The 22,038-nt window shown below is 43.8% G+C and carries 20 protein-coding genes; 8 read left to right on the top strand and 12 right to left on the bottom strand.

Annotated elements, in window-relative coordinates; genetic code table 11:
• Nucleotides 1–10: 10 nt before the first annotated feature.
• The 5 genes from secD (at nt 11) to INT03_RS05345 (ending at nt 6,286) form a co-directional block, all read left to right on the top strand.
• Nucleotides 11–1,888: a protein translocase subunit SecD gene (gene secD, locus INT03_RS05365; protein WP_193007932.1), complete on the top strand. Its 1,878-nt coding sequence runs from the start codon at nt 11–13 to the stop codon at nt 1,886–1,888.
• A gap of 9 nt (nt 1,889–1,897) precedes the next feature.
• Nucleotides 1,898–3,151 (top strand): protein translocase subunit SecF, encoded by a 1,254-nt coding sequence (gene secF / locus INT03_RS05360; RefSeq protein WP_193007930.1) that lies wholly within the window; start codon nt 1,898–1,900, stop codon nt 3,149–3,151.
• A 485-nt stretch (nt 3,152–3,636) separates the two neighbouring features.
• Nucleotides 3,637–5,058, top strand: a complete 1,422-nt coding sequence (locus INT03_RS05355; RefSeq protein WP_390890571.1) for an MATE family efflux transporter — start codon at nt 3,637–3,639, stop codon at nt 5,056–5,058.
• A 141-nt stretch (nt 5,059–5,199) separates the two neighbouring features.
• On the top strand, nt 5,200–5,931 hold the full coding sequence (locus INT03_RS05350; RefSeq protein WP_055124188.1) for an AzlC family ABC transporter permease: 732 nt from the start codon (nt 5,200–5,202) through the stop codon (nt 5,929–5,931).
• A complete protein-coding gene (locus INT03_RS05345; RefSeq protein WP_193007928.1) occupies nt 5,921–6,286 on the top strand; it encodes an AzlD domain-containing protein in 366 nt (121 codons plus the stop codon). The genes INT03_RS05350 and INT03_RS05345 overlap by 11 nt, the downstream gene beginning before the upstream one ends.
• Nucleotides 6,287–6,468: 182 nt before the next feature.
• Here INT03_RS05345 and purF read toward each other — a convergent pair whose 3' ends face one another.
• The 11 genes from purF to INT03_RS05290 form a co-directional block, all read right to left on the bottom strand.
• Nucleotides 6,469–8,004, bottom strand: a complete 1,536-nt coding sequence (purF, locus tag INT03_RS05340; protein ID WP_055124190.1) for an amidophosphoribosyltransferase — start codon at nt 8,002–8,004, stop codon at nt 6,469–6,471.
• 317 nt (nt 8,005–8,321) lie between these two features.
• Entirely contained in the window at nt 8,322–8,819 is a 498-nt protein-coding gene (locus tag INT03_RS05335) for a CvpA family protein (RefSeq protein ID WP_045446136.1), read from the bottom strand.
• Nucleotides 8,820–8,955: 136 nt separating this feature from the next.
• A complete protein-coding gene (locus INT03_RS05330; RefSeq protein ID WP_060490895.1) occupies nt 8,956–9,990 on the bottom strand; it encodes a quinone-dependent dihydroorotate dehydrogenase in 1,035 nt (344 codons plus the stop codon).
• A 182-nt stretch (nt 9,991–10,172) separates the two neighbouring features.
• Entirely contained in the window at nt 10,173–10,718 is a 546-nt protein-coding gene (locus INT03_RS05325) for a DUF4870 family protein (protein ID WP_226950349.1), read from the bottom strand.
• A 161-nt stretch (nt 10,719–10,879) separates the two neighbouring features.
• The gene (gene gspM, locus INT03_RS05320) at nt 10,880–11,446 is read right to left on the bottom strand and encodes a type II secretion system protein GspM (protein ID WP_193007926.1); all 567 of its coding nucleotides are present in this window, start codon (nt 11,444–11,446) and stop codon (nt 10,880–10,882) included.
• 65 nt (nt 11,447–11,511) lie between these two features.
• Nucleotides 11,512–12,768, bottom strand: coding sequence for a type II secretion system protein GspL (gspL, locus tag INT03_RS05315; RefSeq protein ID WP_193007919.1), 1,257 nt, complete (start codon nt 12,766–12,768; stop codon nt 11,512–11,514).
• A gap of 230 nt (nt 12,769–12,998) precedes the next feature.
• Nucleotides 12,999–13,457, bottom strand: a complete 459-nt coding sequence (locus INT03_RS05310) for a SixA phosphatase family protein (protein ID WP_193007917.1) — start codon at nt 13,455–13,457, stop codon at nt 12,999–13,001.
• An 84-nt stretch (nt 13,458–13,541) separates the two neighbouring features.
• Entirely contained in the window at nt 13,542–14,837 is a 1,296-nt protein-coding gene (locus INT03_RS05305) for an NAD(P)H-dependent glycerol-3-phosphate dehydrogenase (RefSeq protein WP_193007915.1), read from the bottom strand.
• A gap of 185 nt (nt 14,838–15,022) precedes the next feature.
• Entirely contained in the window at nt 15,023–15,607 is a 585-nt protein-coding gene (locus tag INT03_RS05300; protein ID WP_413469133.1) for a nitroreductase, read from the bottom strand.
• A 248-nt stretch (nt 15,608–15,855) separates the two neighbouring features.
• A complete protein-coding gene (gene zapE / locus INT03_RS05295) occupies nt 15,856–16,956 on the bottom strand; it encodes a cell division protein ZapE (protein ID WP_193007911.1) in 1,101 nt (366 codons plus the stop codon).
• Nucleotides 16,957–17,256: 300 nt separating this feature from the next.
• Nucleotides 17,257–17,916 carry an alpha/beta hydrolase gene (locus tag INT03_RS05290; protein ID WP_193007909.1) on the bottom strand — a complete coding sequence of 220 codons (660 nt, stop codon included), beginning with the start codon at nt 17,914–17,916 and terminating at the stop codon, nt 17,257–17,259.
• Between the two features lie 314 nt (nt 17,917–18,230).
• Between INT03_RS05290 and INT03_RS05285 the strand changes: the two genes are divergently transcribed.
• From INT03_RS05285 to xseB, 3 genes are all read left to right on the top strand, one after another.
• The gene (locus INT03_RS05285) at nt 18,231–18,599 is read left to right on the top strand and encodes a hypothetical protein (RefSeq protein ID WP_055124199.1); all 369 of its coding nucleotides are present in this window, start codon (nt 18,231–18,233) and stop codon (nt 18,597–18,599) included.
• 233 nt (nt 18,600–18,832) lie between these two features.
• Nucleotides 18,833–20,347 (top strand): exodeoxyribonuclease VII large subunit, encoded by a 1,515-nt coding sequence (gene xseA, locus INT03_RS05280; protein ID WP_193007908.1) that lies wholly within the window; start codon nt 18,833–18,835, stop codon nt 20,345–20,347.
• A 62-nt stretch (nt 20,348–20,409) separates the two neighbouring features.
• Nucleotides 20,410–20,655 (top strand): exodeoxyribonuclease VII small subunit, encoded by a 246-nt coding sequence (gene xseB / locus INT03_RS05275; RefSeq protein WP_193007906.1) that lies wholly within the window; start codon nt 20,410–20,412, stop codon nt 20,653–20,655.
• Between the two features lie 7 nt (nt 20,656–20,662).
• Here xseB and pncB read toward each other — a convergent pair whose 3' ends face one another.
• On the bottom strand, nt 20,663–21,904 hold the full coding sequence (pncB, locus tag INT03_RS05270) for a nicotinate phosphoribosyltransferase (RefSeq protein ID WP_193007904.1): 1,242 nt from the start codon (nt 21,902–21,904) through the stop codon (nt 20,663–20,665).
• Nucleotides 21,905–22,038: the final 134 nt, after the last annotated feature.

The following is a 22,038-nucleotide window of genomic DNA, read 5'->3' as shown; positions in this document are numbered from 1 at the left end:
AGAAGTGATTATGCAATATCCCGCTTGGAAATACTTACTTATTGCCGTCGTGCTAATCATTGCCGGTCTATATGCTGCTCCTAACCTCTATCCTGATGAACCTGCCGTGCAGATTACAAGCGCCGCTGCAGGTACACAGCTGTCTGAAGGTATCTTGACTGAGTCTCAAAGCTTGCTTGAAGAGGCTGGCATCAATAACCACGATGGAACCTTTGAGGGCAATAGTGCACTGGTACGTCTTGACAATCCAGTCGATCAGCTCAAAGCTCAGGAAGTACTGCGTCAAAACTTGGGCGAAGACTATGTCGTCGCGCTTAACTTGGCGCAAACGACGCCGCAGTGGCTACGTGATATCGGTGCAAAACCGATGAAGCTCGGCCTTGATTTACGTGGCGGTGTGCGTTTTGTACTAGAAGTCGATATGGATAAGGCGCTTGAACAGCGTTTGACCAGTGCCAGTCGTGACATGCGTCGCGAGCTACGTGCTGAGCGAATTGCGATCAAAGGCATTAAGACCGAAGATCGAAGTGTGGTATTACATTTCGCTGATACAGATGCTCGTAACCGTGCACAGAATGTTTTGCAAGGCTCAATGGGCAATACGTTTAGCTTGCAATCCTCTATTGATGAGCAAGGTCCTGCGCTGATTTTAGCGTACAATGATGCAACGCTTGATGAAATCAACAGCTATGCGGTCAATCAGAACTTGACCACCCTTCGCAATCGTATTGCTGAGCTTGGTGTGACTGAAGCTTTAGTACAGTCTCAAGGTGCTAGCCGTATCGTCGTCGAGCTTCCTGGCGTACAAGATACTGCTGAGGCAAAACGTGTCTTAGGGCGCACCGCAAACCTTGAGTTCCGTATGGTTGCTGAAGACAGCGAAAACTATACGGGCGGCATCCCTCCAGCGGGTACCGAAGCTTTCCCGTTTGAGACACTTGATGGTCCGCCGGTACTGCTTGAACGTCAAGCGATTGTCACTGGTGATAAAGTCACCAATGCACAAACTGGTGTGGATGAAAGCGGCTCTCCTGAAGTCAGCATTACTTTAGATAGTGCTGGTGGTAAGCTCATGCAAAATGCCACTCGTACCGCCGTTGGCAAACAGATGGCCGTGTTGTTCATCGAAAACAAGCAAAGAATCACTTACGAAGAAGATCCGAAGACTGGCGAAACTGTCGAAGTTAGAACACCTTATGCTGAGACCAAAGTCATTAACCGTGCCAATATTCAAGCGGTCCTTGGCTCATCTTTCCGTATTACTGGGCTAGATAGTAGCGCGGAAGCTGCCGAGCTTGCACTACTGCTACGCTCAGGCGCACTTGCCGCACCGATGTACTTTGTAGAAGAACGCACTATTGGCCCATCATTAGGTCAAGACAATATTGATAAAGGTCTATTCTCTACGCAAGTCGGGTATCTATTAGTGTTTGCGTTTATGATTATCTTCTATCGTCTATTTGGCGTGATTGCCAACGTGGCGCTGGCCGTGAACGTTATTATCATCGTTGCTATTATGTCAATCTTAGGCTCTTCACTTACCTTGCCTGGTATTGCTGGTATCGTTTTGACCATCGGTATGGCCGTCGATGCCAATGTACTGATCTTTGAGCGAATACGTGAAGAGCTAGCAAACGGGGTACGGCCCAAATCCGCCATCGTGGCAGGTTTTGATCGAGCCTTTAGTAGTATTTTCGATGCCAACATCACCACCCTATTGATTGCTTTTATTCTATTTGCAATTGGCACGGGTCCGATTAAAGGCTTTGCGGTTACATTGGCTATTGGTATTGTCAGTTCACTGTTTACCGCTATTATGGTGACACGTGCGCTGGTACAGATTGCTTATGGTAAGCGTAAATCTATCAAACGTTTGAGCATCGGTTAGGAGAACATTATGACGATTGATAAGAACAATCCTTTAGAACAGCAGAATAATCCAGATCGAGATGGTTCAAGTGGCTCAAATGTTGAGGCAAGCACACACCGCCGTAAAAAACCACGCCGTGATGGGAAAGGTAGTAATGCCAAAGCCAATAACCCAACTACCGCTAAATCAAAAAAAGACAAAGCTCTGAGCAGTGGTAAGGATGCGGGTAAAGGCAGTCAAGCACTGTCAGCCAATCCTGAGATAGAATCGGGTGATGCCGCTGATGATGCTGCTGCAATCGCTGAAGGCGGTATCAAAGCCGTTGGCAACCAGCGTATTATTCCGTTTATGAAGATAGAAAAGCCAATGGCACTTTTATCTCTATTGATGGTTATTGGTAGTATCATTGCAATTGCAGTAAACGGTCTAAACTTAGGACTTGATTTTACGGGTGGTGTGTCCGCAGATGTGCGTTACGAGCAGCCTGTTGAGCAAGTTGAAGTCGTACAAGCATTGGCCGATAATGGCTTTGATGATGCCGTGGTACAGTATCTTGGTACGCGAGAAGAACTCCTCGTACGCTTGCCACCACAGTCTGATAACGTAGACGGCCTAAATAGTAGCCTGACTAAAGCATTAACCCTGCCTAATAATAATGTTGAAATCAGTAACGTTAATATTATTGGCAGCCAAGTTGGTAATGAAATTTATCTAAACTCAGTCATGTCACTGGTATTAGCATTGGTCTGTATGTTGGGCTATGTTGCCTTACGTTTCCAATTTAAACTCGCTCTTGGTGCGGTATTATCGCTGTTTCATGATGCTATCGTGACCATTGGTGTTTTTGCCTTATTTGGCTTTCCTTTCGACTTAACCGTCTTGGCGGCCGTCTTGGCACTGGTTGGTTATTCTATCAATGATACAATTGTTGTGTATGACCGTATTCGTGAGAATTTTCGTCGTGTCCGTGGTATCACACCTCGCCAGACAATTGATTTGTCTTTGACAGAGACGCTGCGCCGTACCATTATGACCATCTCCACTGTTTTACTGGTCGTACTTGCCATGCTATTCTTAGGCGGTGATGGACTATATTGGTTCTCAGTAGCACTCTTCATTGGTCTGCTTGCTGGTACTTACTCATCAACGTATATTGCAAGCTCGATTCCATTACGTATGGGTCTATCACGCGATGACTTTATTGTGAAAGTAAAACCTGAGTTTGAAGAAGAAATTGTTACGTTCAATGATCCAAAAATGTTTGAACAAGATAATGCTTAATAAATTTTATACTTTCTCAAGCTAATCGCTAGGGTGTGTCCTCATTTTGAAAATGGTGATAAAAATGAGATAAATCGCAGCTAAACAAGGAAAATAGTACAGTTAATATCGAGATATGAACCAGCTATTTGACGCAGTTTGGCAAAGATTTAGCCATTTTTAGCCCATTTAAAGTTTTATGCTCAGATTGAGGACATACCTTAGCTAAGATAGTATTTAAGCAAGCATCAAAAAAAGCACCTGACTCGTGAATAATGAGTCTAGGTGCTTTTGTCTTTGTAGCTATTTTTGCCTTGAATATCACACCTACTAGAGCTAACTCCATTTAAAACAGAGTCAAGGCAACAAAGTACAAATATATAAGTCATACTTCAAGTAAGGTTAATGCCGTAACGCCTTTATAGTGAATTGACTATACGGTAATGTCATAGCGTTAATGACATTAACTCTGTCCTTCTTGTTTTTCAGCGATAAACGAGCCAAAAATGTCAATGACCACCTCGCCACCTAGTGCTATGCCACCGATTGATACTCGCTATACACGTATCATTGCTATTGCGTTGCCCGTGTTATTAGCCAACCTAGCAATGCCACTACAGAGCGTCATCGATACCGCGATTGTGGGTAACATGAATGACACGGCTAAACTTGCTGGTATGGGCTTGGCGATACAGTTATTGTCTTTATTACTCGTGAGTTTTAACTTCTTACAATACGCATCGTCTGGGCTATCGGCTCAAGCGCTAGGACAATCGGTCAATCATGTTGATAATTCTACTCATATCACAAAATCGTCAAGCCCAACCCCATCACCCCTACTATCAATCTTACAACGTGCCCTATTATTAGCGTTTGCTATCGGAAGTATTCTGTTACTGGCAAAGCCTTGGTTGATAGATTTTGGCTTGCAAGCCCTATCCGCCAACCCCGAAAGTGGGCAAGCGGCAAAGACTTATTTGGATGTACGCTTTTGGGGCGTCATCGCTGAGCTAATGAATTTTGCCTTTATTGGTTGGTTTGCTGGTCAAGGTAAGACTCGTTACATGCTTTACCAGCAAGGCTTTATCGCCATGCTGAATATCATTCTAACCTTGTTTTTTGTCTATGGGATGCAGATGGGCTTGGTTGGGGTGGCGTTAGGAACCACTATTGCCTTTTGGCTGGGCGTGATACTAGCATTGTGGCTCAGCCGTCAGCATTTGCAAATATCTTGGCAAGCCTTATTCACTGCCGACAAGCAACATTTTTCTAAAGAAAAAATGCTTAGGCTATTTTCATTAAATAAAGATATTTTTATCCGTACTCTGATCTTGACGTTGAGTTTCGCTTGGATTACCCGCTTGTCGGCTCAAAGTGGTGACGTCATCCTAGCCGCCAACGCTATTTTGCTTCAAGTATTAAGTATCTCAGCCTTTGCTCTTGATGGCGTGGCAGTATCGGCTGAGACATTAAGCGGTCAAGCAGCAGGACGACGGGATTGGCCACGCTTTCGTACTATCGTCAAGCGCACCGGTATCGTCAGTTATGGTCTAGCGATAATGTTAAGTGCTATATGGTGGCTGGCAATGCCAACATATTTGCAATTTATGACCAATATCGAGTCCGTTTTTACGCTGGCATATGAGTACCATCTTTATGCGGTATTGCTACCTCTCGTTGGCGTTGGTGCCTATTGGCTAGATGGTATATTTTTTGGCTTAACTGCCGGCAATGTGATTCGTAACGCAGCTTTGATACTCGCCGCTATCTTTTTTCCACTCAGCTGGTTGCTCTACCAACAGTGGGATATGACTGGTATTTGGCTAAGCGTGTGGTGTTTGTTATTACTTCGGCTGATTATTTTGGGTGGCTTCTTGTACCGAGCTCATCAAACAGCCAGCTATGAAAAGCTCCAGCCGTCTGTGTAATGTTCTTCGATTAAGTGCATTTTTTCTAGGGTGTTTTTGCCATTGTTCGGGCTAGGCTTCATTTTAAAACCAGTTTTCTAACATCAATCTTTCCGCAAAATATTAATAATAACCAAAAAACAGCAAAAATTAGGATGTCATGTGACTACTCATTCAAAAGAATTACATCAACAGCATGAGACCAGCTACGACTGGGCGGCGGGGTTCAAAAAAAGCCTACCTGTGGCGATGGGCTATTTACCTGCGGGTATCGCCTTTGGTGTGCTGGCACAAGTTGCTGGTATTCCTGTATGGGCAACGATTATGCTGAGTATTGTACTGTATGCGGGCGCCGCTCAATATGCTTGTTTGCCGATGCTGAGCGCTGGTTTACCGATTGGTAGCATCGCAACCAATATTGCCGCTATTAATTTACGTCATGTATTTTATGGTATGCCATTATTGCAATACCTACCAGAACATAAGCTTGCCAAAACCTATTGCCTATTTGCCCTGACTGATGAAACTTTCTCTGTTATGACCAGTTTACCTAATGAGTCAAGACAAGCGTTGATACTACCATTGAGCTTATTTAATCAAAGCTGGTGGGTACTAGCGAGCACGGTTGGTGTCATGATCGGCAGTACTCTGAGCGATTTAGTACCACATTTGGATTTTGCCTTAGTCTGTCTGTTTGCGATCTTAGCTTATGAGCAGTTCCAAAGTATCAAACGTTATTTCCCCATTGCTATTGCTATCATTTCTTTAGCGGTGGCCTCCTTATTTACTAGCAATTGGTTGTTATTGGTGGCGATCACCATTTGTATGCTATTGATTTTAGCTCGTGGGTTTTGGACGCAGCGTAATATGACAGGAGCCAACAATGACCAGTAGTTACCTTATTTTTGCAACTTTTGCGATGGCCGCCGTGACCTTTATTACCCGCGCGCTACCTGCATTAATACCCAGAAAGCTGTTAGACACACCTTGGCTGCATCGGCTCAATGAGAGCTTGCCGCTATCAGTCATGGTATTGCTTATTTTAACCAGTCTTTCTTATCAAAATTTATCGGCAACGACTGGGCTAAATAGTGCTGAACTACATTTATTGATGGCACAAATTGGTGCCCTTATTTTGGTGTTGTTCGTTTATCATATCAGCCGTCAGTTATTGGTCAGTATGATCGTTGGCATCGCCGCCATTAATGGCTTGCTATGGGTATTTACTAATTTTTTAAGTGGATACTAGGGCGTGTCGTAGAAAACTGATAAACACGTGAATGGATGACAGCATTTAGATCATATGAATAATTTTAAACCCTGTAATTGAACTATATTCAAAATAGAAAAAAGGCTGGATTCTTATGAGAATCCAGCCTTTTACTTTCTAACAGTGCTGCAAAAAACTGATACTTTTAAGAAATTGATAGCTTAAAGCTCTTCGACGCCCATCATATCAACTGGGGTATCAGCCACTATCTGTACGCCTTTTTTGCCCGTCTTGGCAGTGTCATTGCGCTGCTCTTGTAGATGCTCAAGATACGCTTCATTGATCTGCCCAGTGATGTAGCAACCATTAAATACGGCACAATCAAAACCTTCAACTTTGCTGTACTTGGTATCTTTTACCGCATCAATCAAGTCGTCCAAATCTTGGAAAATCAATCTATCAGCACCGATGATATCGCGTACTTCTTCTACCGTATGACCTGAGGCAATAAGCTCACTGCGTACTGGCATATCGATACCATAGACGTTTGGATATTTAACCGGTGGCGCGGCGCTAGCAAAAAACACTTTATTCGCACCAGCATCGCGTGCCATTTGGATGATTTCATGGCAAGTGGTACCACGAACGATAGAATCATCAACCAACAGGACGTTTTTACCTTTGAACTCAAGTGGTACGGCGCTGAGTTTTTGACGAACTGATTTTTTACGTTGTTGTTGACCTGGCATGATAAAGGTACGACCGATATAGCGGTTTTTCATAAACCCTTCACGGTACTTAATATTCATTTTTAGTGCCAGCTCCATCGCTGACGTACGCGAGGTATCTGGAATAGGAATCACCACATCGATATCGTGATCTTCGCCCCATTCAGCAAGGATTTTATCAGCCAGCTTTTCACCCATACGTAAGCGTGCTTTGTAAACTGAGATGTTGTCCATGATAGAATCTGGGCGGGCAAAATACACATATTCAAAAATACAAGGCGTGTATTCTTGCTGCTCAACACACTGATGGGTATGCAATTTATGATCTAAATCAATGAATATGGCTTCGCCAGGTTTTACATCACGGATAATACTAAATCCTGATCCTGTCAGCGCAACTGACTCTGAGGCAACCATATACTCGGTGCCGCCATTCGGTGCCATGCGCTTACCAAAAATAAGCGGACGAATACCGTTTGGATCACGAAATGCGAGCAAACCATGACCAGTAATCAAAGCGACCACGCCATAAGCGCCTTCGACACGACCATATACAGCAGTGACTGCTTCAAAGATATCAGCAGGCGTTGCTTTGGTTTTACCCAAGTTTTGCATTTCATGGGCAAGTACGTTTAGCAATACTTCTGAATCTGAATCGGTATTAAGATGGCGGCGATCTTCGATGTATAAAGACTTGGCTAAACTCTCAGCATTGGTCAAGTTACCATTGTGCGCAAGGGTAATACCATAAGGTGAGTTAACATAAAATGGTTGCGCTTCGGCGCTGCTTGAAGTGCCTGCTGTTGGGTAACGAACGTGACCGATACCAAACTTACCAACCAGTTTCATCATATGACGATTCATAAATACGTCACGTACCATGCCATTTTCTTTACGTAGATAGAGTCGTCCATCTTGCAAAGTGACAATACCCGCTGCATCTTGCCCACGATGCTGTAGCATCGTCAAACCGTCATAAAGAATCTGATTGACTGGTTCGTGAGCTGCAACTCCAATGACTCCACACATAATAGCTATATCCTATTTTGACTCATTAATTAGTACTACAATAGTGGCAAGACTGCTAACAGTAGATTATCAAAAATGCGTACTGTTACTCACCGACGACCTGATGATTGTTGTTCAGAATTTAACGAATATTTATCTTTTGACTATTAACAAAATGCACTATTTATTGGCATTTGTGGTCTCTAAATGCGATTAAATAATTTTTTATCAAGGATAACTTACAAAGAGGATATGATAGAAGCGATAACCTCTAGCACCACAAACCCAAGCTATCAGCATCGAAGCATTGAAACATTAAAGGTTAACCGTAAAAATACTTACGACTGATTGACTTGATCCCAAGCCATACCTAATACATCTGAGACCAACGCTTTACCCATCGGGGCATAAGGCAATAGCTCAGGTGCGAGCACTGACGTTTGCCATTGTGGCATTTGCACCAGTAACGGCGCACTGACGCTAAGCACAACTAAGACCATCAGTACATTTTTAGCAGCACCCAGTACACCACCTGCCATTTTGTCAACGACACCCAAGCGTAAGGTTTTAAGCACGCCTGAAAATACAAATGCCACTAAGTGCATGATGGCCAATATGATTATCACCACCAATAAAAATGCCATTGCCATTTGTAAAACAGGGTTTTGTACCATGCCTGATAGTTGCGGCGAAACTACTCCTGCCAAACGCGTGGCAGCGATCAGGGCAATAAACCAACCGACTAGACCAACGGCTGTTTTGATCAATCCGACTTGAAAGCCGCGCCATAAGCCGATCAAAACAACAATAGCAATCACGATATCCAGACCACTCATGTTCTACGCCTCATACCTTATTGATTTTTATCGGATGCTTACTTTCGTTTTTGTGACACATTAATCTATGATGACTCAGCTCAAAATACAGTCGTCTTGTGTATCTGATAGGTAATGAGCTAGGGACATTAATCCGCTATAGCTCCATCGCGTCGTAATAGCCACCGATTGCTTGAATACAAGACTGTACCAGCCCAGGACCACGATAAATGAGCCCCGTATAGAGCTGCACCATATCTGCACCCGCTTCGATTTTTTTGACGGCTTTTGCACCACTGTCAATACCACCGACGCCTATTAAAGCGACTTTACCATCTAGCTGATCGGAGAACTGTTGTAAAATTTGGGTACTAATGTGGCTGACTGGGCGACCGGATAGACCACCTGCTTGCTCACCATCAGGTAAATCTTCAACACCAACACGGCTCAATGTTGTATTGGTCGCAATCAACCCATCTATCTCAAAATCGAGCAATTGCTGCGAGATATAATCCACTTGTAGCGGCTCTAGATCAGGCGCAACTTTCAATACCAGTGGCACATAAAAACCATATTCAGTGGCTAATTGGCTGTGACGATTTTTAATCGTATCCAAAAGCTGAGTCAATGCCTCGCCACTTTGTAAATCACGCAGATTCTTAGTATTTGGTGAGGAGATATTAACGGTGATATAGGAGGCATGCGGATAAGCACGCTCTAAACAATAGACATAATCATCGGCAGCTTGCTCTACTGGCGTGTCGGCATTTTTACCAATATTAATCCCAATATTGCCTTTGTATTGACAGCGCTTGACGTTTTCAATCAGATAATCGATACCTTGGTTATTGAAACCCATTCGATTGATGATAGCGTCCGCTTGCTTGATTCTAAACAACCTTGGCTTATCATTGCCTATTTGCGGTCTTGGCGTAACCGTGCCCACTTCTATAAAACCAAAGCCCAGCTCAGCCAACGCATCGATATAATCACCATTTTTATCCAGTCCTGCCGCTAGGCCGACCGGATTGGTGAATTGCAAGCCCATACAGTCTGTTGGCTGCATTGACTGACCGTATACCAAACCTAAAACACGTGCTTTATGAGCTTTATCTAATAAAGATAAGGTCATCTCGTGGGCGTGCTCTGGATCCATCTTAAACAAAAAAGGGCGAAGTAAGGCATAAGACATAGTAATGGCAGACCCTGCTCGAAAGAAATAGTGAGTGAATAGTGCGAATAAAATCAAGCGCTGCGATTATATCAGCTTAACAGAAATAAGAGCAAAGTTTCATGCGCTAAATTTCTGTATTAGAGTGCTAATAGCTATACCTACATATTGGCTAAGGAACTGACAGATGTATTCTACAGTCCCTAAGGTACAGGACGACCATCCGTCAGGGCTATCCAACCACGGACGATACGATAAAGATGCCATATGAAGGTAAAAATCATGATTAGCAGGCCAAATACCGCTAATAATACCGAACCAATGGCAATATTATTACTATCAGCCAGCATACTAATGCCAAAACCCCCTAATGCAAAGGTAATGATAATGATGCCTAAGAAGAAAAATACGATGCTATACCAAAAGGTTTTAATCTGCCAATCAAAATGCGTGGACAACCACGAACCCTCTGCGTCATGGCGCTTCGCATAGTTCATCACAATTGGTACAACCCACAGTAATCCAGCGGTAAAATAGCTGATTACGTATAAAAAATAAGTAATGTGATTATAAGTGATTAAAGAACGGCGTTTACCATTGCTCATATTGTCACTAGCCCCATAGCTCTGCCTTTGCTGAGTCATTTCATGATCAAATGCAGCTTCAACTGACGCATTACTCTGGTGTTCAGCAGTTCTGGTCTGCTGATGGCTACGCGTGTCAGGTTTGCGATCAGAAGATTGGTTCATCTTAAGTATCCATCTCTGGCTGTGTGATAGTTAATTGTGTCAAACGTGCAATTTTTCAATGACACTAATGATAAATGGCTATTTTAGAAACTGATGATCAGTTAATTTGGGGCAATAGTAGACAAGGATTAAAATACTTCCAGTTTCCACAGCATATCGATTTATGAGGTGACAGTCGCTTGTACTTGAATGGCTTTGGTAACCAAGTCTTGCTGTATCGATAGCTGACTGAACTGCCAACCTTGCTGTTCCAGCTTTCCAAGTGCGGTGCTGACCACCGCTTGACTGGCATGATTGAAGCTCAGTTGCACGGCATCACCCGTCGCAACGACTTGGGCGTTGGCAATACCTGAATTGTTTAACAATGCACTGATACTATTGGCAGGTGGCATGGCGGCTTCACCATCCGCCGTATTCATCGCATTACTATCGATATTGCCCGCTTGGGCACGCAACCAAAAGTAATCAGCCACTTGCTCTTGATAGTCGCGCTTACTATCGTTTGCCGCTTGATGAATACTATAACCACCATAGCCACCAATGAACAATAATAAGAAAATAGACAGGACGGCCAATGCCAACTGATCACGTGGCGAAAGTGCCTGCCAGCGTAACGATAGCATCTGTTGGAAATTATTTACACGCGTTGACAGCACATTGGTTCCAATACTGTTACTAGTCTCTAGCGTGATGTTATTACGTTTGGTGCGGCGCTGTAATCGTTTCATTTTCCAACCTTTTTGACTTTTATTACCACTGCCTATTTATTACCACTGCTTAGTTGGCAAATAAATTATGATGCCGCTACATTGGTTTGCGTCGTGTCATTATTTTCTACGACATTCACCGTAACTTGACCACTAAACTGCCCTTGCTCATTACTGTTTACCTGTGCAAGCTTGGCATTTAAACCCTGCGCAACAAGTGTGCTCGTAAACTTATCAAGACTATTACGATCAGGGGCAATCAAGGTAAAGCTGAGTGCTGATGGCTCCATCACTAACGCTTGCGCCCGCAGTGAAGACTGCTTGATTAACGGGGATATGCGAGTCAATGCTGCCATATGAGAGGCTGGTGCTTGGCTGTCACTGCGCAGCTTTGGTTGCAACTGCACTTGCAGTTTGGTGCGCGAGCTTAATGGCTCGTTTGGAAACCAAGCTTGATACTGCGCCGCAATCTCAGCTTTGGTCGCTACCGTCGCCTTATTATACTGATACCACTGCAGACCATCGGTCGCCATCTGTAATACCAGTGCCGATAACGCGACCATCGCTGCCACACGCAAATACGGTGAGAGCTTTGAGTCCGTTGATTTAATAAAGAAGTTAAGCGCGTGACGCTCAGGGCTGTCAACAGGCTTGGGCGGCGTGGTCAATGTGGTTAATAATAACTGGTGATCTGCAACAAGCGCGGCCGTTTCTGTCATAAAGCTCGTGGGCATTGCCGAATTTGTTGGCTTTGAAAAATCATCTAAAGCCGTTATGGGCGGCAATATATTCACTTCACTTAAATGCGGGAAACGTTCAAAAATCAAGGGCAAATAACTGACAGCCATACCTTGTCGCAATGACTGACGCAGTAGCATGGTGTGCTCATCTTGATACAGTGTTACTTGCTGACCTGCCCCTTCATCCGGCGTTGGCAGCAATAAAAAATCAGGCAGTAACGCCGTTATGCTCATACCAGCGAGCTTAGCACTCTGCTGCCATGACTCGATATCGCTTTGTGCCAGTGCATACAGTTGGTGATTATCGGCTTCACTGATTTGCCGAATCGCCAATTGCTCAACAGGGGTCAAGGATGTCTCTTCAAACAAGTATTGCTTGCCGCTATTGCCCAGCTGTTTAAGCTGAGTCGCATTCAGCTCAGTATCTACCTGCAATATATGGCTTGATGGAAAATATAGACACAAAGTCTTCTGTGCATTGGTTTTATAATTGCCATAGATCGTTTGCAGCTGTTGCCAACCATCGACCGTTTGCCATTGCTGAATATCTTCATGCCAGACAGCTAGCGGGCTATGCTGCGCTCGTAACCAAACATGTAACACTAAGCGTGTCCTTAATTATTAAAGCTGTTTTAAAGGTAGGATAAGGTAGGATTCAGACAATTTCATGCTGATGCAGGTTGGTCTACTATCATCATTGTTCTCCTGTAATAGCTAAAACCTGATGCATTGGCGACTGAAATTTTAGTAGCCAACCCTTATCTAGCCAGTTTAACACCACTAAGCATCAATAGACTAAGTGCCAACAGTATCACTGACGATTCGACCTAATCTCAATACGGCTGCTCAGGCACAAAACGATCAATCTCTCTTGCCATACCTGCCATTACAAAGTCCATCTCAAACATCCTTGCTTCTGCAAGAGAAAATGATTCAGGATAATCACCGGTTAATAGACCAGCGATATAAGCAACGATAGACATATGACACACCACTACCAGACACTCAGCGTCAATATTCGCAATATCTATTAAAGCTTGACGCGCATCATCAGAAGGCGTGATATTTCCCTGTACGATTACTGGAACCTTGGGCGCGCGCGTCTGAAATGCTGCTAGCGTCTGCTGCGCTCTATCATAGGGACTGACGACAAAATAATCAGGATGATAGTGAGTCATCACATACTCTGCCGTCTGCACTGCTTGCTGTTGACCAAAGTCAGTTAACTGGCGCGCGCTGTCTGGACGCGATTCATCTTCTGCTTGACCATGACGTACTAGTATAATTTTCATAACCTTCCTTTATGCATTGTCATGATGACGTTGTTTACAGAATAATCATTCTTAGAACAACGTCATCATTTAACATTGGGGTTTTTACTTACTGTCAGTATTGCCACTTTCATCATCAGTGCTATCGCTTGACGTCTTCATCTGCGCAGTTAGCGCCGCATTACTATGGTCATGTGCCATTACAAATTCAACATCACTACGGAAGCCCGCTTCCATGAGATGTAACGCCACACCTAATGCTGCTTTATCTTCATAAATGACCGCATACAATGCATGGGTAATAGGCATGTAGATGCCTTCTTTGGTGGCTTTCTCATGCACTTGCTGAATAGTATTAACCCCTTCAGCCGTTTGACCGAGTTTTTTCACCGCAGCCTCAATACTCATACCGCGACCGAGCATGTTGCCGATACGATAGTTACGACTGAGCTCTGAGCTACAAGTGGCGTATAAATCACCCACACCAGACAATCCTAAGAAGGTAAGCGGATTCGCACCCGCCTCAACCCCAAAGCGGCTCATCTCTGCCAAAGCACGAGTCAATATCATTGCCTTGGTATTTTCACCGACATCATAGGCCGCCGCCATTCCCATGGCAATCGCATAGATATTCTTTAGCGCGCCGCCAAGCTCCACACCTTTGACATCATCACTGGCAAACACTCGAAAAAACGCACTATGTAGCGCGGCTTGTACGGCATGGCGCAATGGCTCAGACTCACTGGCGATAACGGTCGCCGATGGCATGTTTTTCATAATCTCTATCGCAAGGTTTGGCCCCGACATGACACCAAAATTCACTTCAGGTAGCTCATCTTTAATAATGTCGCTCATCATGGCAAAAGTATCTTTTTCCATACCTTTGGTCAATGACACAATAGACTGACCACTGATAAATGGTGCAATATTCTTTAGGGTCTCACGAAAAGCCAAACCAGGCACCGCAATAAAAACGATATCTTTATCTTTGACGGCTGCTGCCAAGTCATGGCTGTATTTAAGGCTGTCATCAAGCTTATAACCTGGTAAATATTTTTTATTGGTCTGTGTCTTTATCATCGCCTTTACCGTACGCTTGTTACGTACCCATAGCGTGGTATCACAGCCATTGCGTGCAGCCAAGTTTGCCATTGCTGTACCAAAACTACCACCGCCTAAAAACGCCAAACGTAGCTTGGTAGGATTACTGTGAATATCCGCCATGTTTTTTGCCACTGCTGATTCTACCGCGCTAGGATTGAGTTTTTTACGACCAATACCCGATTTGGTAGCACGTTCGATGATACCTGCCAGCAGACTGTTTTGCTTTTCAGGGGCATTCGTATTCACCTCAGTATTATCGCTACTGATGTCTTTATTGCTCTCATTAGGGCTGGTCATTTGCTGTTATCCGTATTGGCTAATTTATTATTAATAGAATTTATCATGGGTTATTTATCATGACTTATGACGCTTTAGAGCTTTAGAGTATTGAGGCTATCTATCTTTTTGCTACACGACCGACTGTCTTCTTAGAGAGCGGTATTCGTCAAGAGAAAAGCGCCACTAAACAGCGCTTAGATATATTATGACTCAAATCGCACTAAAGACTCGATATCAATCGGTTTACGGGCGGGTTCATTTTTGGGACTGGTGCCAGTATAAACAAAAGCCGTTACATAATCATCTGGACCAACGTCAAAATATGATTTAACAGCAGCTTCATTACATAGCAGTCCCGTACGCCACACTGTACTAAAACCTTGGGCTTTTAGCGCCAAAATCAGGTTTTGTACAGCTGCACCCGCACTTAGCATTTGTTCAAAAGGAGGAACTTTTTTGTGCGCTTGTATTTTTGTGACAACCGTGATGATGACGGGCGCTCTTAATGGCATTGCCTGAGTTTTTGCGATGTCCTTTTCGGACAGCGTTTCGCCCTCTTGCACCGCTTTGGCTTGAGCCGCTTCGACCAAGGCATTGCCCAATTCATGACGGGCGTCCCCCTGTGTCACTATAAAATGCCATGGACGCAGTTTTTTATGATCTGGCGCTGTCGCCGCACACTCAATCGCTGTTTCGATTTGGGCATGTGTGGGTGCTGGCGTATCCAAATTACCCATACTGCGCCTTGAGTTGATCCAACCAATCATTTCTTCACTGCTAATCGGCATACTGTCTGTGGCGATGTCTTTGGTCGACAGTTTTTTATCATTTTCGTCGGATATAGTCATTACCGCTCCTTATTTATTATTATCTTTTATGCAAAAAACCAATGCTTTGGTTTGCTCTCAATACTGTCAAAAAACATGTTATGTCAAACGAATATATGCCAATATTGAGTATGAGTGACTTGAATGAAAAACCATGAGTGCTTTAATCGACAACTTGTAGATTATCATCGGCTATGAAGAGGCTTTGATTATGCCGCATCATCGACCCGATGCTCCATGCGCAGATAATCCTCTGACTGCATCTCAAGCAAGCGCGAGCGTGTCCGTTCAATCTCAAACGCCAACTTCTCTCCTTGATATAGGTCCAAAATCGACTGCTGTGCTCTAACCAGCAACTTAACACGGCGATCATAAAACTCATCAACCAGATAAATAAACCGACGGGTCGGATCACGTAAGTCATCGTCTAAGGCAGGCACGGCATTGACCAATACTGTACTGAACTGCTTGGCAATTTCGATGAAATCAGACGCTGATCGTGGCTCCATACATAAATGACGGAAATCACAGAATAAAATATCCTCAGTGCGAGCGTTAATTCTAATTTCGCGACCATTAATCGTAATCGGCTCATTACTGATTTTTTGGTTATTGGATAAACTGGCAAAACGGTTGGCTAACCAATGATGATTCGCTTTCGTCATAGGCGATTCATATAGCTCTGCCTGCTGCAATACGCGCAAACGATAGTCGATACCAGAATCGATATTCATCACCGTAGTATGACGCTCCACTTCAGCGATAGCGGGCATAAAACGGTCACGATGTAAGCCGTCTTTATACAACCCTGATGGCTCAATATTTGAGGTGGCGACCAATGTAATACCACGATTGAATAGCATGGTAAATAAATCACCCAAAATCATGGCATCAGAAACGTTAGAAACAAAGAACTCATCGAAACAGATAATAACCGCTTCTGCATAAATGATGTCGGCGACTTTTTCTAATGGGTCACTCTCACCTTGCAGCTTATTTAGCTCTTGATGAACACGCTGCATGAAATGATGAAAATGCAGACGCATCTTGCGATCAATGGTCAATGAATCATAAAACATGTCCATCATCCATGTTTTACCACGACCTACCCCGCCCCACATATACAAACCCGTTGGTGCTGTCGGCTTGGACTTTAAAAAGCTAAAAAAGCCTTTCTTCTGTGGCGCACTATTGATGAGCTGATGATGTATCTCATCAAGATAGCTCATGGCCTTAAATTGCTGCTCATCTCGAGTAAACTCATCTGTACTGACGGCTTGCTCGTAACGTTGCAATGGAGATAAACTCATAATACGACTCATCATTAGACAAAATAAATAGTAAGGTAATGGTTGATTCTGCATGAACTCGTCAAAGTAAAGCGATCAGAGTTCATGACTTGATAGCGGTTCTCTATCCTAATATTACTAGGGTGTGTCATCAATTAGATTGTGAGGCTTAAAATGAGAAAAATTGTAGATAAACAAGGAAGAAATTGCCGTTAATATGAACATATTGACAAAATTTCTGACGATGTTTAGCAAAATTTAGCCATTTTAAGACCACTAAATGTATTCATGTGCTAATTGATGACACGCCCTAGGTAACAACTAAGCGTCGCTACCAAAGGTATGCTTTTCTAATAAGCCTTTCAATTCTGACAGACGTCCATGAAAAAAGTGCCCTGCGCCATCTACGATGCTGACAGCAATCCCCAATCGCTCCGCAAATGCTTGCATATTATCAGGGTCAATCACTTCATCAGCATTGCCATAAATCTCAAACGTTTTATCGGCTGGCAAGCTTATATCACTGCTGTCATTTTTTTCAACGGATGGAGCAATAAGGGCGATTTTAGTAATCTCAAAATCGCCTAGCCCCCAAATATGAGGGGCTTCAAGCACCTGCTCAGCCACCCGTGCTGTCACATAACCGCCAAAAGAGAAACCACCCAACCATAACTTGCGCGCATTGGTTTGCTCTGCAATCCATTGTAGCACGGTCATTGCATCTACGACTTCACCATCCGCATAATCGTGCTCGCCAGTCGACTGCCCGACACCGCGAAAGTTAAAGCGTACCACGTGCATACCATTATCACGAGCAAAGCGATACATCGTCGTCACCACTTTATTATTCATCGTGCCGTCGAATAACGGATTGGGATGACACAGTAACGCCACTGTATCAGTATTTGGATTGTTAGGATTGTCTTGTTGCCAAAGCGCGTCGACTTCGAGCACGCCAGCAGGAGCAGGAATTAATGGCATAAAATTACTTATTGATTAAAAATGAATAGGTCAATTATCCTAGATATGGTTTATATTTCAAGTGATTTGCTGTGTCATAGTACCGCTTATTTTCATTTTCGCTCATCATAAGTAAACGTCGCCTATGAATATATGATGAATATGTGCGGTCTCTGCAATACCGCACACAATAACCGACTAGACACCCCAGAGCCGAATAGGGTAGATTCATCATAGTTGTTGAGCCACCTATGGACGGATACGTGCATGGCGTATCCTCAACTTTGCTGTGATATTCAACTTTATGTATGACTGACAGACATTAGGAATCGTTTATGAATACTATTAATAAAACCGCTGCACTGACTGCTACTTTGGCGACAGCACTCGCCCTAAGTGCTTGCCAAACTACGCCTTCATCACCAGTTATCCAGCGTGCCAACTCTATTTATGAGACGACTGGCATCGCCGATAGCAAAGTAAAAGCACAGCAAAATGCGATAGACAGCGCACAAAAGACTTGCAGAGGTAAGCAAGTTATTATCGTCGATGACAAAGTCACTTATAACGGTATTTTAGATGAAAATACCGGTCGGATGATTGGGCAAGCCAGTGCCGTCCTCGGTACGATCCTTGGTACGGGCTCGCCGAACTTATCACGTGACGACGATTACGAGTATAAAATCAACTTTCGTTGCCAATAAAATAATTATTATTTCATAAAGCACTTATTTGGCGGCTTGTTATTTAATAAAGCATCTTGTTATTTAATAAAGCATGTAGCCAACCAATCAGCGATAAGAATATATTAGTCGCTGACTGGTTGGCTTCTCTTTTTGTGTGCTCGCTTTTGGGGTAAACTACCCTTTCAGATTTTTTATGACTCTTACTCTATAAACAGCCCGTTTTTAAGCTCCCTTACTTTTGGTCTATTATTATGCGCAAACCCAACCTGTCAAATATGAAACCAGCTAAGGTATTAGCGCCTGCTAAAGATTTAGCGACCTTGGAGGCCGAGTTAGCTGAGCAAGAAAACAATATAGAAGTCAATTTAGAGGATACCGTTCTGCGGTTAAGTGACTATTTATCAGCCGTTGATATGGTTATCAAACAGACCTTTAACCACCGTGTATGGGTGAAAGCAGAGATTCGCAATCTATCTAGCAAAGGCGGGCATTATTACTTTGAGCTGGCAGAAAAAGATGATGACGGTAAGGTCATTGCTAGCTGCCGCGGCAATCTTTGGCGCTTTAAAGCAGCACGCGTCTTAGCAAAATTTGAGCGCGCAACTGGCATGCCGCTTGACCGTAATTTGACGGTATTGCTCAAAGTATCCGCAGGCTTCCATGCGCAATATGGTTTCTCTCTCACTATTGAAGATATTGACCCTAGCTACACGTTAGGCGACTTAGCACGGCAATATGCCGAAATGGTCGATCGCTTGACGGGAGAAGGTTTATTAAACCTGAATCAACAGCTACCTGTTCCATTTGATATTGAGCATGTGCTGGTCATTGCCCCTGAAAAAGCCGCTGGATTAGGTGATTTTCAAGCTGACGCTGATCGCTTAGCGCGCACAGGTGCCTGTCATTTCCATTATCATAATGCGACCTTTCAGGGTAATCATGCGCCAATCGAGATCCGCCAAGCAATCGTTAACGCTCAGCAGCAGTTTTTTGATACTTATGAGCACCTGCCAGACTTATTAGTCATTATTCGCGGCGGCGGTGCGGTCGGTGATTTAGCCTATCTAAATGATTATGAATTGGCAGCATTGGTTGCCGAGCAGCCTATCCCTGTCTGGGTTGGCATTGGTCACGAGCGTGATAAAGTGATCTTAGATGAAGTCGCGCATACTAGCTTTGATACCCCATCAAAGGTGATTGCCGCTATCATGACGCATTTAGCCCAGCTCGTCACTCAAACGCTGCAATACCAAGCGCAAATCAAACAAGCGGCTCAGCGTCAATTAAACACCGCTGAGCAGCAAACGACACGCCAGTTGAGCCAAATACAATCACAGACGATTGGTCAATTAACCGCTCTGCAAAAAGACAGTGATTATGCGTGGCGTAGTATTCAGCAAAGCGCTCAGCGCCAAGTCAAGCAAGCCGCCAGACTCACCAGCGAGCTACGCTCACAGACTCAAACGGCTGCCTATCAGCAGTTAACAGTGGCTGCTAGCGCCAGTCAAAATAACCAAAAAACGATTATGCATTCGGCACAGCAGCAGTTAATACAAGCACAGCGTGATAGCGAACATCTGCGTGATATTGTGCTCCTGCATCGCCCTTCTCGGGTGCTCAAGCAAGGCTATACCATGCTTACTGATGCAAAAGATAAGCAAATACTGACCAGCGGTATCCAGCTCCATCCAGAACAAACGGTGCACATCCTCTTAAAGGACGGTAAAGCAAAAGCACAGATTATTGACGTAAATATTAATAAATAAGAAGTACAACCTACCGTCGATTCAACTTAATCAAAGACTTTATTTTAAAATTAGGAAACCTTATGACAACCCCTACTCGCAAACGCAAAAAAGCCGCCCCAAAAACCTTTAAGGCGGCTTATGATATTCTAAAAACCAATGCCGCTGAATTACAGCAACAAGATGAGCCAGATATTGATAATCTGATGACCACAGTGGAAGAGTCAATTGCTGCTTATCGCGTTTGCGAAACCCGTATCAATGCGGTACAGCAAGCACTAGATGCCGCTTTTGCTGAAGAAGATAACACAGAGAATAGCGACAGTTAAGTCAATTCTATTCAGGCTCGTCGACTTCAAATACTTGGCGCAAATAGGCAAGATACGTGTCGTTATTAATCATGGTCTTGCCTGGACTGTCTGACAGTTTAGCGACTGGCTGCCCATTGCATTCAACCAATTTTAAGACGATATTTATCGGGGTGATACCCATATCATTGGTGAGGTTGGTACCAATACCAAAGCTGGTCTTTATTTGACCTTTAAAATACTGATGTAAATCCCAAGCTTTATCCAAATCTAAGCCATCACTAAAGGTCAAAATCTTCGTTCTTGGGTCTATTTTAAGGTTTTTATAATGAGCAATCGCCTTATCACCCCAGATATACGGGTCGCCGCTATCGTGACGCAGACCATCAAACAGCTTAGCGAAATACAAATCAAAGTCGCGTAAAAACGCATCCATGCCAACTACGTCGGTCAGCGCAATACCCAAATCGCCGCGATACTCATGTACCCATGCTTCAAGCGCCGCTTTTTGTGAATCACGTAAACGCACATCCAAAGCCTGAAATGCCTGCATAAACTCATGTGCCATCGTACCGATTGGCGTCATTCCCAGCTTTTTCGCTAAATACACGTTGGAAGTACCGCTCACTATTTTTGGTTCCGCTTTATGCAAAGTCTCAACCACATGAGCCTGCCAAGCTTTGCTAAAACGTCTGCGAGTACCAAAATCAGCGATGATTAATGGCGGCGTATTAGCATCACATTTTTCCTGCTCTCTCGCATATTGATGCAACAATGTGACTTTTTCATCCAATCTGCGCTGACCTTCTTCAATCACACCGGCATTCGATAGCGCATCAAAATACAGCTCATTAACGATGGCGAGTACAAATACTTCAAAGAACATCGCTTGAATCATCGGCCCTTCGATATCGATAAATAAGCGACCTTTATCATCCGTACTGACGGTAATAAAACGACGTTTCAACTTAAACAATTCTAGATAGTCAACGAAGTCTGAGCGCATAAAGCGCAAACCACGTAAGTACTCTAGTTCATCCTCTAAAAATCGTAATTCACATAAATTGTCTAACTGCTGCTCTAGCGCATCTTTAATATCAGCCAATGGATACAGCGTGTCTTTGTTATTACGGCAGCGAAAGCGATAAACACCATGTGTCTGTGGAAACTGATGCAGCATGGCTTGCAGCATCGTAAATTTATATAAATCATTATCGAGTAAAGAGGTAATAATAGGTTCGAAAGGTTTAGAGGTATGAGTAACGGTCATGTTACAGCCTTAAATACAAAAATGAAAAGCCGCCAAATAAATCCAGCGACGAAATAGGTATACATAACTTTGACTTCCTCCCCGCCCTCAAAGGAGGGGGATTCCTACTAAAGACGGCCAAGCCCGACCGCAAG

The organism is Psychrobacter sp. PG1, from assembly GCF_014897815.1.
GTDB lineage: Bacteria > Pseudomonadota > Gammaproteobacteria > Pseudomonadales > Moraxellaceae > Psychrobacter.
This window is presented reverse-complemented; position numbering and strand designations above follow the sequence as displayed.